We start from the raw sequence: 15,636 nt of genomic DNA, 5'->3' as shown, positions 1-15,636 counted from the left end.
CGCCGAGAACATCCGTACCACCCGTGCATCCGTACCACCCGTACATCCGAACCCGCGCAGCATCGAAGGAGAGCAGTGACGACCACCTCGCCGCGGAGCATCCGCCTCGACGCCCTCGCCTACGGCGGCGACTACAACCCCGACCAGTGGCCGGAGAGCGTCTGGGCTGAGGATGCCCGCCTCATGGTCGAAGCGGGAGTCAACCTGGTGACACTGCCCGTCTTCTCCTGGCCGCTGCTCGAGCCGCGCCCCGGCGAATACGACTTCGCAGGGCTCGACCGTGTCATCGACCTGCTCTGGGAGCACGGCATCCGCATCGACCTGGCCACTGCGACCGCGACTCCGCCGGCGTGGCTGGTGCGCGAGCATCCCGAGGTCCTTCCCTGGAATGTCGACGGCGTTCGCCTCGAGTTCGGCTCGCGGCAGTCGTACTGCCCGAGCTCCCCGGTCTTCCGTGAGGCGGCCCTGCGGCTGACGCGCGCCATCGCCGAGCGCTATGGAGAGCATCCGGCACTCGCCCTCTGGCATGTCTCGAACGAGTACGGCGACCACGTCTCGCGCTGCTGGTGCCCCGAGTCCGCCCGGCATTTCCGCCGCTGGCTGCGCGACCGGTACGAGACCATCGACGGCCTCAACGAAGCCTGGGGCACGAGCTGCTGGGGCCAGCACTATCTCGACTTCGAGCAGATCGAACCCCCGCGCACGGCGACCGGCCCGATCAACCCGGCCGAGCTGGTCGACTTCGAGCGGTTCTCATCGGATGCCCTGCTCGAGCTCTTCCAGTCCGAGATCGACGTGCTGCGCGAGGTCACCCCCGAGGTCGCCGTCACCACCAACTTCATGAGCCTCTTCCGTGAGCTCGACTACTGGGACTTCGCCGACGCCGAAGACCTCGTCACCGACGACGCATACCCCGACCCCGCCGACCCGGAAGCACACATCGGCGCGGCGCTCAACTACGGCCTGATGCGCTCGCTCAAAGACGGCAGGCCCTGGCTCCTGCTCGAGCAGGCGCCGAGCGCGGTCAGCTGGCGCGAGGTCAACGTTCCCAAGGCGCCCGGCCAGATGCGCCTGGGCAGCATGCAGGCGATCGCCCACGGGTCGGACGGCGTCATGTTCTTCCAGTGGCGGCAGGCGAAGTTCGGGCCGGAGAAGTTCCATTCCGCGATGCTCGGCCACCGGGGCGAACGCAGCCGCACGTTCCAGGAGACGAAGGCCCTCGGTGCCGAACTGAAGGCGCTCGCGCCGGTCAGAGGAACCCGGGTGCGTGCATCCGTCGCCCTCGTCGCCGACTGGGATTCGTGGTGGGGCGTGACTGCGCCCGACTCGCTGCCGTCGGTGCGACTCGACTGGCTGCGCGAGGCGCGCGCCTGGCATGCCGCCGCCTACGCTCTCGGCCAGCCGGTGGATGTCGCGCGCGCCGCAGGCCCGTACGGCGAGCACCGCGTGCTGCTGGTGCCCAACCTGTATGCGGCCACTGCCGAGCAGGCGGATGCGCTGGCCGGTTTCGTCGCCGCGGGCGGCCAGCTCGTCGTCGGTCCGTTCTCGGGCGTCGTCGACCACCGCGAGCAGGTCCATGACGGAGGGGCCCCCGGCCCGCTGCGGGACCTGCTCGGTGTCGAGGTCGACGAATGGTGGCCGCTCGGCGATGGGGAGACCCGCACAGTCGCGCTCGCCGGCGAACGCCACGGCGTGCGCGTCTGGAGCGAATGGCTGGATGCGGCACCGGGCACCGAGGTGCTCGCCACCTATGCCGACGGCGACCTCGCCGGGCGCCCAGCGCTCACCCGCCGCAGCCATGGCGCGGGTTCGGCCTGGTACCTCAGCGCCGGCCTGGACGCAGAAGGGATGCGCGCTCTGCTCGCGCAGGTCTTCACGGCCGCCGGCGTGGCTTCCGCTCTTGCTGGTCCGGCCGTCGAAGTGGTGACCCGCACCGACGGCACCACCGACTTCACGTTCGTGCTCAACCACAGCCGGGCGCAGGTCACGGCACCGCGCATCCCGGGCGGCCGCGACCTGCTCACCGGTGCCGATGCGGCGGCCGGACTGGCGCTCGGCGCGTTCGGTGTCGCGGTGGTCGAGCATCCGGCGACCCCATCCGATCCTTCCCTTCCATCCGTCCCACCCAGTTAGCGACCGCGAGGCCACAATGACCCACCCCTTCGTCCACCCGTATGTGCCGAACACGGCACCCGAGTCCCGGCAGGCCATGCTCGACGCCGTCGGCGCCGCGAGCGTCGACGAGTTCTACGCCGACGTTCCGGCCGAGCTGCGTCTCGCCCGCGCGCTCGACCTGCCGGAGCCGTTCCTCGCCGAGCAGGATCTGGTGCGCCACGTCGGCGGCCTGCTTCGCCGCAACCGTTCGGTCGAGCCCGGGCGGCTCTTCCTCGGCGCGGGCACCTACCAGCACGCGGTTCCCGCGATCGTCGACGAGGTCATCAACCGCAGCGAGTTCCTCACCGCGTATGCGGGCGAGCCGTACGAAGACCACGGCCGCTTCCAGGCGCTGTTCCAGTACCAGTCGCTGATGGGCGAACTCCTCAACCAGGATGTCGTCAACGTTCCCACCTATGACGGATACCAGGCTGCGGCGACCTCGCTGGCGATGGCCGGCCGCATCACCGGGCGCCGTACCGTCCTGCTCGTCAGCGACGCGCATCCCGACAAGCTGTCGAAGGTGCGCGACTACATTGCACCCACCATCGACCTCGTTCTGGTGCCGACCGTCGACGCCGTCGCAGACGTGCAGACCGTGAAGCGGATGCTCGGCGAGACCACGGCCGCGATCTGGGTCGAGACCCCCAGCTACACCGGCGCACTCGAGACCGCGCTCGCCGAACTCTCCGAGGCGGCGCACGCCGTCGGCGCCGTCGTCATCGTCGGAACCGACCCGATCAGCCTGGGCATCCTCACCCCGCCGGCCGACCTGGGCGCCGATATCGTGCACGGAGACATCCAGTCGCTCGGACTGCACTCCTGGTTCGGCGGAGCCCACGCCGGCTTCATCGCCGTGCACGACGACACCCGGTTCGTCATGGAGATGCCGTCGCGCCTCTTCGGCCTGGCGTCCACCGACGTGCCCGGCGAATACGGCTTCGGTGACGTCGCCTACGACCGCACTTCCTTCGCGCTGCGCGAAGAAGGAAAGGAATGGGTCGGCACCGCTGCGGCCCTGTGGGGCATCGCCGCCGGCGTCTACCTCGCGCTGATGGGCCCGCAGGGCATGGCCGAGGTCGGTGAGACGGTGCTCGCGCGCACCACCTATGCCGCCCGCGCGCTCACCGCGTTGGCCGGCGTCGGGCTCGCCGACGGCGCGGTGCACTTCCGCGAATTCGTCCTCGATGTGACGGATGCGGCGCTCACCGCACCGGAACTCGTCGCCGCGGGCCGCGCATCCGGTTTCGAACCCGGCCACGCCCTCGACGACAGCCACCTGCTCGTGTGCGTCACCGAGCAGAACACCCAGACCGACATCGACGAGCTCGCCGCCGTGCTCGGCGAAGCACTCGCACAGAAGGAACAGAACGCATGAGCCTCCCCATCGCACCCAAGCCCGCCCTGCGGCGGTTCCACCAGGCGCGCTGGGACGAGCCGATCGTGTTCGAGCTGCACACTCCGGGCGAACGGGGTGTGCTCGTCAGCCGCCCCGAGGCCGGGGTGCGCGAAACCGTCGGCGATGTCGTCGCCGCGCTCCCGGCATCCCTTCGCCGCAGCGCGCCGCCCGCGCTGCCCGAGATCGGCCAGATGCGCGTGCTCAAGCACTTCCTGCGGCTCAGCCAGGAGAACCTCGGCGCCGACCTCAACGTCGACGTCGGACAGGGCACCTGCACCATGAAGTACGCGCCCAAGGTGAACGAGGCGATCATCCGCACCCCCGATCTCACCGAACTGCACCCGCTGCAGGACCCGGCGACCGTGCAGGGCGTGCTCGAGATCATCTGGAAGACCGAACGGATGCTCGCCGAGATCTCAGGCATGAGCCGCGTCTCGCTGCAGACCAGTGGCGGATCCGAGGCGATCTGGGCGAACATTTCGATGATCCGCGCCTACCACGAGTCGCGGGGCGAAGGCGAGCAGCGCAACGAGGTCATCACCACGATCTTCTCGCACCCGTCCAACGCTGCCGCGGCGAAGGCCGCCGGCTACACGGTGATCACCATCTACCCAGACGCCGACGGCTATCCCGACCTCGACGCCCTGCGCGCCGCGCTGTCGCCGCGCACCGCCGCGATCATGGTCACCAACCCCGAAGACACGGGCATCTACAACCCGCGCATCGGCGAATGGGTGCGGCTGGCGCACGAGGTCGGCGCGCTCGCCTCCTACGACCAGGCGAACGCCAACGGCATCCTCGGGATCACCCGCGCCCGCGACGCGGGGTTCGATGTCTGCCACTTCAATCTGCACAAGACGTTCGGCACCCCGCACGGCTGTGGAGGCCCGGGCTCCGGCGCCAATGCGGTGTCGGACGACCTTGCGCCGTTCCTTCCCGGGCCGGTCGTGGAGCGTGACGGCGACCGGTACTACCTCGACGGCGACCGCCCCCGGTCCATCGGCTCGGTCGCGCCGTTCTACGGCGTCATCCCCAATATCGTGCGCACCTACGCGTGGATCAGCGCGCTCGGCGCCGAGGGCCTGCGCGCGGTCGCCGAGACCGCGGTGCTCAACAACAACTACCTCATGAAGCGCATCCTGGAGATCCCGGGAGCCAGCGCACCGTATGCGACGGGCCGCCGCCGCATCGAGCAGGTGCGCTACTCCTGGCAGGACCTGTACGAGGAGACCGGCATCAGCTCGGAGGAGATCGGCGTGCGCGCCGCCGACTTCGGGATGCACTACTGGACGAGCCACCACCCGTACGTCGTTCCCCAGCCGTTCACCCTGGAGCCGACCGAGTCGTATTCGATGGCCGAACTGGACGAATACGCAGGCGTGCTGGCCGAGGTCGCCCGCGAAGCGCGGGAGACGCCGGAGGTGGTGCGCACCGCACCGCACAACCAGACGGTGCACCACACCCACCACGACGACCTGGACGACCCGGAACGCTGGGCGGTGACATGGCGTGCATACCAGCGCAAGTACTTCGGTGCGGATGCTGCCGGTGCCGTCGCCTCGCAGGTCGCGTCGGACGACACCGCTGCCTCCGCCGCTGCCTCCGCCGAGGAAGCCGCAGCCTAGATGCCTGCGGCCCGCCAGCACCGCCCGACGATCGGGGTGGTCGTGAACCCTGTCGCCGGTGTCGGCGGGCCCGCCGGGCTCGTCGGCAGTGACGGGGAGGCCGTGCAGCGCGAGGCGTTCGCGCGGGGCGCGCGGCCTCGTGCGGCAGCGCGGGCTGCTGAGGCGCTGACCGTGCTGGCGGCCGCGCATCCGGGACTCGAGGTTCTGACCGCAGGAGGTGCGCTCGGCGAAGACGTGGTGCGTGCATCCGGTCTCCGTGCCCGTGTGGTCTACCGGGCGGATGAGTCCGGGCCGACCACGGCGGGCGACACGGCGCGCGCGGTCGCTGCCTTCGTCGCTGCGGGCGCCGGCCTTGTGCTGTTCGCCGGCGGCGACGGCACGGCACGGGATGCCGCCGGCGGCGCAGGCGCAGCACAGGATGCTGCCGGCGGCGCTGGCGCGGACGTCGCGATCCTCGGCATTCCGGCGGGGGTCAAGATGTACTCCGGCTGTTTCGCCGTCGCACCGGCCGCGGCCGGCGCGATTGCCGCCGATTGGAGCACCGCCGGAACGCTGCCGACGCGGGAAGCCGAAGTGCTCGACCTCGACGAGGACGCGCTGCGTGGCGGCCGGCCCGATCCCCACCTCTTCGCCCTCGTCCGTGTGCCGGTCGCGGGTGGGCGCACCCAGGCCCGCAAAGCCCCGACGCCCACCAGTGACGCCGACGCCGTGCGCAGGGCGGCTGCCGGAGTCGTCGCGCGGATGCAGCCGGGCGTGCGCTACCTGCTCGGCCCCGGCGGAACGCTCGCCGCGGTGTCTCGCGAGCTCGGCATCCCGGGAACTCCCCTGGGCGTGGACGTCGTACAGGACGGGCGGCTGATCGCCCGCAACGTGTCGTCGGACGAAGCGCTCGACGCGATCGCGGGGCGCCCCGCGCAGGCCGTCGTCACCGTGATCGGCGGCCAGGGCTTCCTTCTCGGCCGCGGCAACCAGCAGCTCTCGCCCGCTGTGATCGCAGCCCTCGGACCCGATCCGCTGCTCGTGGTCGCCACGGAGCAGAAACTCATCGACCTGTCGGGTCGGCCCCTGCTGGTCGACACCGGCGACCCCGGCCTCGACGCCCGGCTGGCCGGGCACGTTCGCGTGACCACCGGACCCGCGTCGTCGAGCATCTACCCTGTCAGTGCCGCCAGTGCGGCCACCACCGAAGGAGCACCATCATGCGTCTAGCCGGAAAATCCGCCATCGTCACCGGAGGAGCGGGCGGCATCGGCCGCGCCACCTCGCTCGCCTTCGCCGCCGAGGGCGCCCGTGTGGCCGTCGTCGATGTGGCGCCGGGAGCAGCCGAGGCCGTCGCGGAGGAGATCCGTGCGGCAGGCGGGACCGCGATCGCGCTCACCGCAGACGTGTCCAGCGAACCCGACATCGAGCGCGTCGTCGCCGACACCGTCTCCGAGTTCGGTGGGGTGGATGTCATCTTCAACAATGCCGGGATCATTCGCCGCACCACGGCCGTCGAGACGACCGCCGAAGAATGGGACCGCGTCTTCGGAGTCAACGTCAAAGGCATCTTCCTCATGTGCAAGCATGCTGTGCCTGTCATGGCGGCGAACGGCGGCGGCTCCATCATCAACACCGGGTCGGGCTGGGGGCTCAAAGGCGGCGGCCAGGCGATCTCCTATTGCGCGTCCAAAGGTGCGGTCGTCAACATGACCCGCGCGCTGGCGATCGACCACGGCCCGCAGGGCATCCGCGTCAACTCGGTGAACCCGGGCGACGTGAACACCGGGATGCTCCGCGATGAGGCGCGCCAGCTCGGCCAGGAGACCGGGTCGTTCCTCGCCGAAGCCGCCGACCGTCCGCTCCAGCGGATGGGCGAGCCCTCTGAGATCGCGGCCGCCGTGGTCTGGCTCGCGAGCGACGAGTCCTCCTACGTGACGGGCTCCGCCCTGGTCGTCGACGGAGGCGGAATCGCCTGAGCAGTCCTCGAGCGTGACAGGTGCGGTCGAGCGTGCGTGGCAGAACAAGCACGCTCGACCGGAACGGCCACACTCGGCGGCAATCCTGTCCCGGAGGGGGTTGCGGGGTGCAGAATGGCGATTACACCGTCTCGTTCGAACAGAGGAGCCCGTATGTCTGCATCCGCCGCGTCTGCAGCGAGTCCTGCCGAGAGTCTGCGTCGTCGCTCCCGGGAGGCGCTCTCCGCGCTCGCAGTGATGTTCCTGCTCGGCATGGCCATGAACCTGATCGGCGAGCCGAAGGGCACGTTCGTCATCGTCGTGGACACGATCTTCACCATCCTGCACATCCTGATCGCGATCGGGCTGATCGTGGTCGCCGTGCGTGCACTCCTCGCCGCCCGCAAGGCAGGGCTCGGCCAGCGACTGGCGCTCTGGGGTCTCATCGTCATCATCATCGCGTTCCTCGCGGGCGTCGGAACGATCATCAGCGGAAACGAATGGGCGTCGTACGTGATGGCCGTAGGCTTCCTCGTTGCCGCTGCGATCTATGGCGGAACCTTCTTCGCGTCCTATCGCGCAGGAGTCGCCAGCGCGACCCCGGCCGCCTGACCCCACTCACCGCCCCCAGTTCGACGTCCCTACTGGCCGATGCTCAGCCAGCCGTCGGGGCCCTTGGGGGCGTTGGGCGAGGCTGCTCCCGCGGCCGAATCCTTCATCGCTTTCAGCTGGCGCTCGATGTCGCCGCGCGAAGCTCCGGACGACAGCTGCCAGTCCAGGTCTTCGTCGGGCGCGGCCGTGAGGTCCCGCAAGGCTCCGCTGCTGAGCAGTTCGTCGGTGGCGGCTGCCCGCGCCTGCATCTGCGCGACCTTGTCCCTCGCGCGGTCGAGGCTTGCGCCCGCATCGTTCATCTGCGTGCCGAGTCCCGCCACCGCCTCGTTGACCCGCACCTGGGCCTGGGAAGCCGTGTAGGTCGCCTTGATCGTCTCCTTCTCGATACGGAACGCGGCGATCCGTTCGGTGATGCGACGCTCGTTGTCCTGCAGTTGCGCCTGCTGCTTCTGCAGGGATGCGTACTGGTCGCGGAGTGCGGCGACCTGCTGTTCGAGCACTGAACGCCGTTGCAGGGCCGAACGAGCCAGGTCTTCCTGGCCCTGGTCGAGGGCCTGCTGCGCCTGCTCCGCAAGCCGCTGGTAGCGCGCGCCCATCTCCTGGCCCTGCAGCTCGATGCGCTTCTTCGCCGTCGCGACCTCTGCCAGGCCTTGCCGGAGGCCCTGGAGCATCTTGACCTGCTGCTCGTAGCTGTCGTCGAGCATCTCGCGGGGGTCTTCCATCCGGTCGAGTGCGCGGGACGTCTTGGTACGGAAGATCGTGCGCATCCGTGCGGTGTTGTCGCTCATGATTGGTTCCTCGTGTTCAGGCGAGCCGCGGACGGCTGCGGTTGGGGTTCGTACGACTGGTCGTTCGAGCTGAGGGAGTGGAGTTCCTGCATTCCGGCTCGGAGGGCGTCGACTTCGCGGTCGACATCCGCACGCAGCATGACGAGGTTCTCGTCGCTGAGGCCGCTGAGACCGGATGCGACGGCCGAGCGCAGCCTGCGCACGATCGCTGCGACCTGGTCGACGCGGCTCTGCAGCACCGGGAGCCACTCCGCGAGGGCGGCGGGGTCTGTCTCGCTCTCCATGAACCGCAATTCGGCGTCGACGGTCGATGCTGCGGACTGGATGCGGCGGAAGAGTCGCGGCAGCTCGCCGCGCGGGCCTTCGCTGAGCGCGGCCAGGTCGATGGCGGCCTTGCCGCTGTCGAGGGTTTCATTGAGCCGGATGCGCAGCCGGAGCACGTCGTGCTGCGCACCCCAGCTCAGCGTTGCGCGCGTCCGCAGCACGGCGGCGTTCAGCATGCGACTCCGCCGTACCCGTTTGTACAGGGCGCGGGCGACGAGTATCACGGTGACGATCGAGGTGAGGACGATGAGCGCGAAGGCGCCCATGATCCAGGCCAGCGCCATCATTTCTGCCACCCGCGGCATCCGCTGATGGGTGGGAACTGCACACGAATCCGGTCCATTGGTCCGCCTCACCGAGGATTTCTTGTCATGACCCAATCGAGTCACAACGCGATATATCGCTAAGGTACGCCGGTCGGGCGGTTAATGCACCCACCCGATGGATTGTTCATCCGTTCACCGGGTGGTAGACCTGCGCTGAGGGAGGATCTCGTGGTGGTGTGCGCGCGACGCCGCGGCTCCGGTCCCCCGCTGAAACCTGACACTAATCCTTGCCACGTACGCGCGCGAGATGGGCGGACGAAATGCACATGCAGGATACGGGCGAGCTGCACGGGTTGCGCGGGATGCGCGACATGCGCGGGATGGGCGACACGCGCAGGGTGCGCAACATGCGGGCGATGCACGACATCCAGGCGATTCGCGAGGGGATGCGCGGGATGCGCGACCTCCAGGACATGCGCAGAACCCGCGGGATGGGCGAGATGCATGGGAAGCGTGACCTGTATGGGAAGCGTGACATGCACGGGATGCGTGGGATGGGCGATACGCACGGCGAGCACGGACGGAGGATGCCGGCCGGAATGATCGTGCTCATCGTGTGGTCGCTGGCCTGGAAGGCGGCATCGCTGTGGCGGGCCGCCAAAGACGACAGCAAACCGTGGTTCGCAACCTTGTTCGTCGCCAACACGGGCGGGATCCTCGACGCGCTGTACATCTTCAAGCTCAGCCCGAATGCGAAGAAGTCGCCGTTCGAGATCATCGACGACGAGTACCCGGAGCAGACGCACACCCAGGAGACGTGAGCCGCTTCGCGGGCGTCAGCTCCTCAGCAGGTCGCGCAGTGTCTGGATCGTGTCGGCCTCCGCTGCCGGCTTGTCGTCGCGGTACCGCTTGACGCGTGCGAACCGCAGTGCGATTCCGCCCGGGTACCGACTCGAACGCTGAACACCGTCGATGGCGATCTCGACGACCGTCGTCGGCGCGAGCCACACCGTGTGGGCAGAGCGCGACACTTCGATCTGCGGAAAGTACTGGGTCTGCCACCGCAGGATCTCATCCGTGAGTCCTTTGAACGTCTTACCGACCATGACGAACGCGCCCGGCTCACCGAATTCGCCGGACGGATCGCGGGCGCCCAGGTGCAGGTTGGAGAGCAACCCGGTTCGCCGGCCCGACCCCCACTCGCAGGCGAGCACCACCAGGTCGTAGGTGTGCACGGGTTTCACCTTGATCCAGCTCGAGCCGCGGCGTCCTGCCGCGTACGGTGAGCCGATCGCCTTGACGACGACGCCTTCCTGGCCGGCCGCGAGCGCGTCACGGGACACGCGTTCGGCGACGGCCGGGTCGGCGGTGACCTCGCCCGGGATGCGGTGCTCACCGGCGATGCGCTCGAGCTCAGCGAGGCGGGTTGCCAGCGGTTCGTCGAGCAGGTCGCGCCCGTCGACGTGGAGCACGTCGAAGAACCAGGGATGCAGCAGTGTCTCGCGCGCCGCATCCGCACCGAACCGGGACATCGTCTCCTGGAAGGGGCGAGGCGCGCCGTCTTCGTCGAGTGAGAGCGTCTCGCCGTCCAGGATCACGTCACGCACGGGCAGCCTCCTCACGACCTCGACCACTTCGGGCACGCGATGGGTGATGTCGGCGAGGTTGCGGGTGAAGACGCGGATGCTGTCGCCCGAGCGGTGCACCTGGATGCGCGCGCCGTCGAGCTTGTATTCGACGGAGGCCTCGCCGGTCGTCTCGAGCGCGGCCGACGCGCTCGGCGCCGAGGCGGCGAGCATCGGCTGTACCGGTCTCCCGACGACGAGCCCGACCGCGTCGAGTTCGTCGGCCGTGCCGGTGAGGGCGAGCAGAGCGGTCTCGCCGAGGTCGCCGGAGAGCATGGCGGCACGGCGAACGGCGTCACCCGGGCGGTCGGATGCGCGGGCGATCGCATCGGTCAGAACACCCTCGAGCGCCCCCGTTCGCATCTCGCCGAGCAGCACCCGGCTGATGAAACCCTGTTCCCGTTCGGTGGCGCGTGCGGTCAGTTCACGGAGCTCGCGACTGCGGTCGCCGGCCGATCCGGCTCCGGATGCCGCAGCCAGCCGGTCGAGCAGCTCGTCCAAGTCGGCGACGGTGAGGCTCGGCGCATCCGCCGGTTCTCCCATCGCGGACGCGACGCCGCGCCAGCCGACGCCGACGCGACCCTGCCGGGGCCTGCCGACCAGGAATCCCACGGCCGGAGCGATCTCCTCAGGCTCCAGCTGTGCGAGGAGGGCGGCAAGCGCATCGACCTTCGCCAGCCGCGACCGCGTGGACGCGACCGCATCGGCGGTGGTCACGAGGGCGTCGAGGAGCACCCCACCAGTCTGGCACCGGGGTCCGACACCGGAGCGGTCGCGGGCGCGCATGCTTCTGACAGAATGGGCTGATCGCCTCGTGACGCCCGATTTGGGGGACAATCGAATGTCCCCCAAACAACCCACAGAACGTTCTTTCTGGCTAGGCTCTCGGTAAGCACACACCCGAGTTACAGCCTTCGCTCCGATTGAACCGTGACGACAGATCGTCCGCGTTCTGAGGGCGCCGCATTTGAACGGAAGGACGTATCGTGAACACCCCCTACGGAATCTCAGTGGACCCCGACATGGCTGCTCAGCGAGCGAATGCACTTCTCGAAACCGAAATCCAGGCGCGCATCGGCGCCGTGCGCGAACTCGCCCAGCGCATGAACGCCCTGGACGCCGCAATCCTCGAATACGAGGTCGCGTGGCAGGCTGCGAAGCAGGCCGGATGGTCGGACGACCGCCTGCGTGAGATCGGCCTGCACTCGCCCGACGAGTCGTCGCCCGTCACCGGTCGCCGTGCCGCCGCCGCCTCCTCCGCCCCCGCCCCGGCTGTCACCCCGGCCCCGGTTTCTGCGGCCCCGCAGCAGAACGTCGCGCCCGTCGTGCAGTTGCCGACGCCGGTTTCCGCACCGGTCACTCCCGCCACTTTCGGCGGCTGATCACCCGGTCATCCTGACGGCCGGCGCGCGTCTGCAGACGTCGCGCCTCTTCGCCGCGCCCCCACCGTTGGGCGCGGCGTTCGTCGTTTCCCGTTCATCGTTTCGCGTTCCCCGTCCACCTTCCGCCGGCCCGCCCGCGGCCCGCACCGCATGAGAGCGCTGGTATCGTTACCAAACTGAGACCGGAAGGTCTTGACGGTCCACCCCCCTGATGTGGTTTGGTAACGTTACCAAACAAAAGGAGCGGCGGAATGCGTGCACCGGACGAGTCGAGCGCAGCATTGCCTGTGACTGACGCGTCGTGGGGGGACCACCGGCCCTCGACCTACGACAAGCAGCCGTCCGTCCGGCTGCCGGAGGGCAGTTCCATCTGGATGGCCGCTGCAGCGTGGTCGGAACTCGATCGCGAGGCGCGCAGCCGGTTCGGCGCATCGCCCGTCATTGCGATCGACTGCTACCCCGGCGTCGATGTCGCGTCGCTGGTGGACGAACTCCGCCTCACCCTCCCGGACTACACCGTCATCGACATGGAGTGCGCGGCGAAATCGCCGGCCGAGATCCTCGCGATGATCGGGCGCAACCTGACGGACGACCGCGTGTTCGGCGTCATGGGTCATTTCGCGATCGACGAGTTCTACCGGCCGTCTGCCCTGGCGTCGCTCGCCGACGAGGTCGAGGAGTCACAGGCGCCGACGGTGCTCGTCGGATGGGGCGCTTCGCTGGTTCCCGTCGACGAACGCCTCTGCGTTCTCGCCGACCTCGCGCGCTGGGAGATCCAGAAGCGGCAGCGCGCGGGCGCGCCGAACTGGCATGCCGGGAACGGCGACGAGGATGTGCTCCGCAAGTACAAGCGCGGCTTCTTCGTCGAGTGGCGCACCGCTGACCGCCACAAGCGCGACATCTTCGACACGGTCGACTACCTGCTGGACACGAACGCCGGTGTGCAGCAGGCAGGACTGATCACCGGCACGGCATTCCGTGGCGCGCTGGATCGTGCGGTCAGTGGCCCGTTCCGCGTCGTTCCGTTCTTCGACCCCGGCGTCTGGGGCGGCCAGTGGATGAAGAACAAGCTCGAGCTCGATCCGGCGCAGCCGAACTACGCGTGGTGCTTCGACTGCGTGCCGGAAGAGAACTCGCTTCTCCTCGAGGCCGATGGCCGCGTCGTCGAGGTGCCGGCCATGGACCTCGTCCTCAGCAGGCCACGTGAGCTGCTCGGCGAGAAGAATTTCGCGCGCTTCGGGGCCGAGTTCCCCATCCGCTTCGACTTCCTGGACACGATGGATGGCGGCAACCTGTCCCTGCAGGTCCACCCGCTGACCGACTACGCGCTCGAGACCTTCGGCATGCACTATACGCAGGATGAGAGCTACTACCTCCTCGATGCCGAGCCGGATGCCGCCGTCTACCTGGGCGTCAGGCGCGGCGTCGACCGCGACGAGATGCTGACCGCGCTCCGGGACGCCGCAGATCCTGCACGACCGTTCCAGGCCGAGAAGTTCGTGAACCGGTTCCCGGCGCGCAAACACGATCATTTCTCCATCCCGGCCGGCACCGTGCACGCTTCGGGCGCGAACTCGATGGTGCTGGAGATCTCGGCGACCCCGTTCATCTTCACCTTCAAGCTCTGGGACTGGGGCCGGCTGGGGCTGGATGGTGTTCCCCGCCCCATCCACCTCGAGCACGGCGCGAACAACATCCAGTGGCATCGCGACACCGAATGGGTGCATGACAACCTGCTCGACCAGGTCGAGGTGCTCTCCGATGACGGGCAGGTGCGCGAAGAGCGCACCGGCCTCCACTCACTCGAATTCATCGAGGTGCGGCGCCACTGGTTCATGCACGAGGCCCGTCACGACACCTGCGGCACCGTCAACGTGCTGAACCTGGTCGAGGGCGACGCCGTCGACGTGGTCAGCCCCGACGGCTCCTTCGAGCCGTTCCGCGTGCACTATGCGGAAACCTTCATCGTTCCCGCCGCTGTCGGACCGTATGTCGTCCGGCGCGCAGCGGGGTCGGCCTGCACCGGGTTCGCAACGGTGAAGGCATACGTCCGTGGCACCTGCCGCGACGCGAATTGACTGGATCCTTGGATACTTGTATGCAAGAATAACTGCAATGTAGAGCCGCAAGCTCCGCACCTGCATAACTCACAGAGAGGTGAAGTAATGGAACGGAAACTCCTCAAGCCGAGGCGCGTGAGCCGAGCGCTCCTCGCCATCACGGCGGCCGCGCTGATCGGCACCGCGTTCACAGGGTGCAGCGCGGCGAGCAACTCGACAGCGAAGGGCGGCACGCAGCCGCTCACGATGTACAACGACAACCCGCAATGGAAAGACGGCTTTGTCAAGGCCGGCGACGAGATCGCCAAGACCACAGGCTACTCGCTCAACCCGATCTCGCTGCCGTCGACGGCCAACTACACGCAGACCGTGCTCGCGTCGCTCCCGACGAACAAATCGGGCGACATCATCAAGTGGTGGAGCGGCAAGATGCTCCAGGGGCTCGCCGCCACCGGTCAGCTGCAGGACCTCACCAAGCAATGGAATGACGCGGTCTCCGCAGGCGAGATCAGCAACGACCTGCGCCCGTACTACTCCTACAAGGGCAAGGTCTTCGCGGTTCCGTTCGTGCAGTCCTACTGGGTGACCTTCTACAGCAAGACGGCCTTCCAGAAGGCCGGCATCTCAGCCGCTCCCACGACCTGGACCGACCTCGAATCCGACCTCGGCAAACTCAAGGGCGCGGGCTACGCGCCCTTCTGCACCGGGCAGAGCGAAGGCTGGCCGTCGTTCGTTCCGTTCCAGATGTTCGTCGGAGCTGTCTCTCCCGATCTTTACACCCAGCTCACCGAGAACAAGGCGAAATTCGACGACCCGGGCGTCAAGCAGGCCCTGACCACGTGGCAGAAGTGGATCAAGAACGGCTGGACGACCTCGGCCGACACCAAGACCTTCGACTGCCCGGCAGCCATGAAGGCCGGCAAGGTCGCGATGGTCCCCTTCGGCACGTGGGCGAACGGCATGTTCAAGTCGGCCGGTCTCACCGACGCCGACTACGGCGCGTTCCTCACCCCGTCGATGACGGATGGCCAGGCTCCCGGCGTCTTCCTCGAGGGTGGCGCGATCGCGGTTCCTAAGAATGCTCCGCACAAGGCCGGCGCACTCAAGGCGATCGCCGCCTGGCTCACCGCACCCGTGCAGACGATCTGGAGCGGCTACATCGGTGACTCGTCGCCGAACCCGAAGGTCGTCGCGACCGACCCCGTGATCAAGAGCGTCGCCGCGCAGGTCGCGTCGGAGAAGCCGACCATCCTGAACCGCTACTACGAGTCGCTTCCGCCGAAGCTCGTCCAGTCCACCATCAGCACCCTCGGGGGCTTCATGGTCGACCCGAGCAACCCTGGCAAGACGATGTCCGACCTTTCGAACCAGGCCAAGACCGAATGGGCCGCCTGGAACAAGAACCCGAGCATCGGCTGATCGCCCGGGGGCGGGCCCGGATGGTCGGGCCCGCCCCCGCAGCAC

13 protein-coding genes are annotated in these 15,636 nt (G+C 68.5%); 10 read left to right on the top strand and 3 right to left on the bottom strand.

What is annotated here, in order from left to right; all coding sequences use genetic code 11:
* Positions 1 to 75 precede the first annotated feature (75 nt).
* The 6 genes from ACPPVQ_RS19655 (at position 76) to ACPPVQ_RS19630 (ending at position 7,727) form a co-directional block, all read left to right on the top strand.
* A complete protein-coding gene (locus ACPPVQ_RS19655) occupies positions 76 to 2,133 on the top strand; it encodes a beta-galactosidase (protein ID WP_426517093.1) in 2,058 nt (685 codons plus the stop codon).
* Between the two features lie 16 nt (positions 2,134 to 2,149).
* Positions 2,150 to 3,532 (top strand): aminomethyl-transferring glycine dehydrogenase subunit GcvPA, encoded by a 1,383-nt coding sequence (gene gcvPA / locus ACPPVQ_RS19650; protein ID WP_426517091.1) that lies wholly within the window; start codon positions 2,150 to 2,152, stop codon positions 3,530 to 3,532.
* A complete protein-coding gene (gene gcvPB, locus ACPPVQ_RS19645) occupies positions 3,529 to 5,178 on the top strand; it encodes an aminomethyl-transferring glycine dehydrogenase subunit GcvPB (RefSeq protein ID WP_426517089.1) in 1,650 nt (549 codons plus the stop codon). Before gcvPA ends, gcvPB begins: the two co-directional genes overlap by 4 nt.
* On the top strand, positions 5,179 to 6,387 hold the full coding sequence (locus ACPPVQ_RS19640; protein ID WP_426517087.1) for an ATP-NAD kinase family protein: 1,209 nt from the start codon (positions 5,179 to 5,181) through the stop codon (positions 6,385 to 6,387).
* The gene (locus ACPPVQ_RS19635; protein WP_426517085.1) at positions 6,378 to 7,136 is read left to right on the top strand and encodes an SDR family NAD(P)-dependent oxidoreductase; all 759 of its coding nucleotides are present in this window, start codon (positions 6,378 to 6,380) and stop codon (positions 7,134 to 7,136) included. Before ACPPVQ_RS19640 ends, ACPPVQ_RS19635 begins: the two co-directional genes overlap by 10 nt.
* Before the next feature lie 153 nt (positions 7,137 to 7,289).
* Entirely contained in the window at positions 7,290 to 7,727 is a 438-nt protein-coding gene (locus ACPPVQ_RS19630; protein WP_426517083.1) for a hypothetical protein, read from the top strand.
* Positions 7,728 to 7,756: 29 nt separating this feature from the next.
* On the opposite strand, the gene ACPPVQ_RS19625 is transcribed toward ACPPVQ_RS19630, so the two are convergent.
* Positions 7,757 to 8,515, bottom strand: coding sequence for a PspA/IM30 family protein (locus ACPPVQ_RS19625; RefSeq protein WP_426517081.1), 759 nt, complete (start codon positions 8,513 to 8,515; stop codon positions 7,757 to 7,759).
* Positions 8,512 to 9,135: a hypothetical protein gene (locus ACPPVQ_RS19620; RefSeq protein WP_426517079.1), complete on the bottom strand. Its 624-nt coding sequence runs from the start codon at positions 9,133 to 9,135 to the stop codon at positions 8,512 to 8,514. Before ACPPVQ_RS19620 ends, ACPPVQ_RS19625 begins: the two co-directional genes overlap by 4 nt.
* Before the next feature lie 290 nt (positions 9,136 to 9,425).
* Between ACPPVQ_RS19620 and ACPPVQ_RS19615 the strand changes: the two genes are divergently transcribed.
* The gene (locus tag ACPPVQ_RS19615; protein ID WP_426517077.1) at positions 9,426 to 9,926 is read left to right on the top strand and encodes a DUF5652 family protein; all 501 of its coding nucleotides are present in this window, start codon (positions 9,426 to 9,428) and stop codon (positions 9,924 to 9,926) included.
* A gap of 15 nt (positions 9,927 to 9,941) precedes the next feature.
* Here the strand turns inward: ACPPVQ_RS19615 and ACPPVQ_RS19610 are convergent, their stop codons facing one another.
* Positions 9,942 to 11,465: an ATP-dependent DNA ligase gene (locus ACPPVQ_RS19610; RefSeq protein WP_426517075.1), complete on the bottom strand. Its 1,524-nt coding sequence runs from the start codon at positions 11,463 to 11,465 to the stop codon at positions 9,942 to 9,944.
* 251 nt (positions 11,466 to 11,716) lie between these two features.
* Here ACPPVQ_RS19610 and ACPPVQ_RS19605 point away from each other — a divergent pair, with 251 nt between their 5' ends.
* From ACPPVQ_RS19605 to ACPPVQ_RS19595, 3 genes are all read left to right on the top strand, one after another.
* Entirely contained in the window at positions 11,717 to 12,112 is a 396-nt protein-coding gene (locus ACPPVQ_RS19605; RefSeq protein WP_426517073.1) for a hypothetical protein, read from the top strand.
* A 251-nt stretch (positions 12,113 to 12,363) separates the two neighbouring features.
* A complete protein-coding gene (locus ACPPVQ_RS19600) occupies positions 12,364 to 14,190 on the top strand; it encodes a class I mannose-6-phosphate isomerase (protein ID WP_426517071.1) in 1,827 nt (608 codons plus the stop codon).
* A gap of 87 nt (positions 14,191 to 14,277) precedes the next feature.
* The gene (locus tag ACPPVQ_RS19595; protein ID WP_426517069.1) at positions 14,278 to 15,591 is read left to right on the top strand and encodes an ABC transporter substrate-binding protein; all 1,314 of its coding nucleotides are present in this window, start codon (positions 14,278 to 14,280) and stop codon (positions 15,589 to 15,591) included.
* Positions 15,592 to 15,636 lie beyond the last annotated feature (45 nt).

Source organism: Leifsonia sp. McL0618 (genome assembly GCF_049994905.1).
Classification (GTDB): Bacteria; Actinomycetota; Actinomycetes; order Actinomycetales; family Microbacteriaceae; genus Diaminobutyricibacter.
The sequence above is the reverse complement of the archived record's forward strand: the minus strand, read 5'-3'. Positions and strand labels throughout refer to the sequence as shown.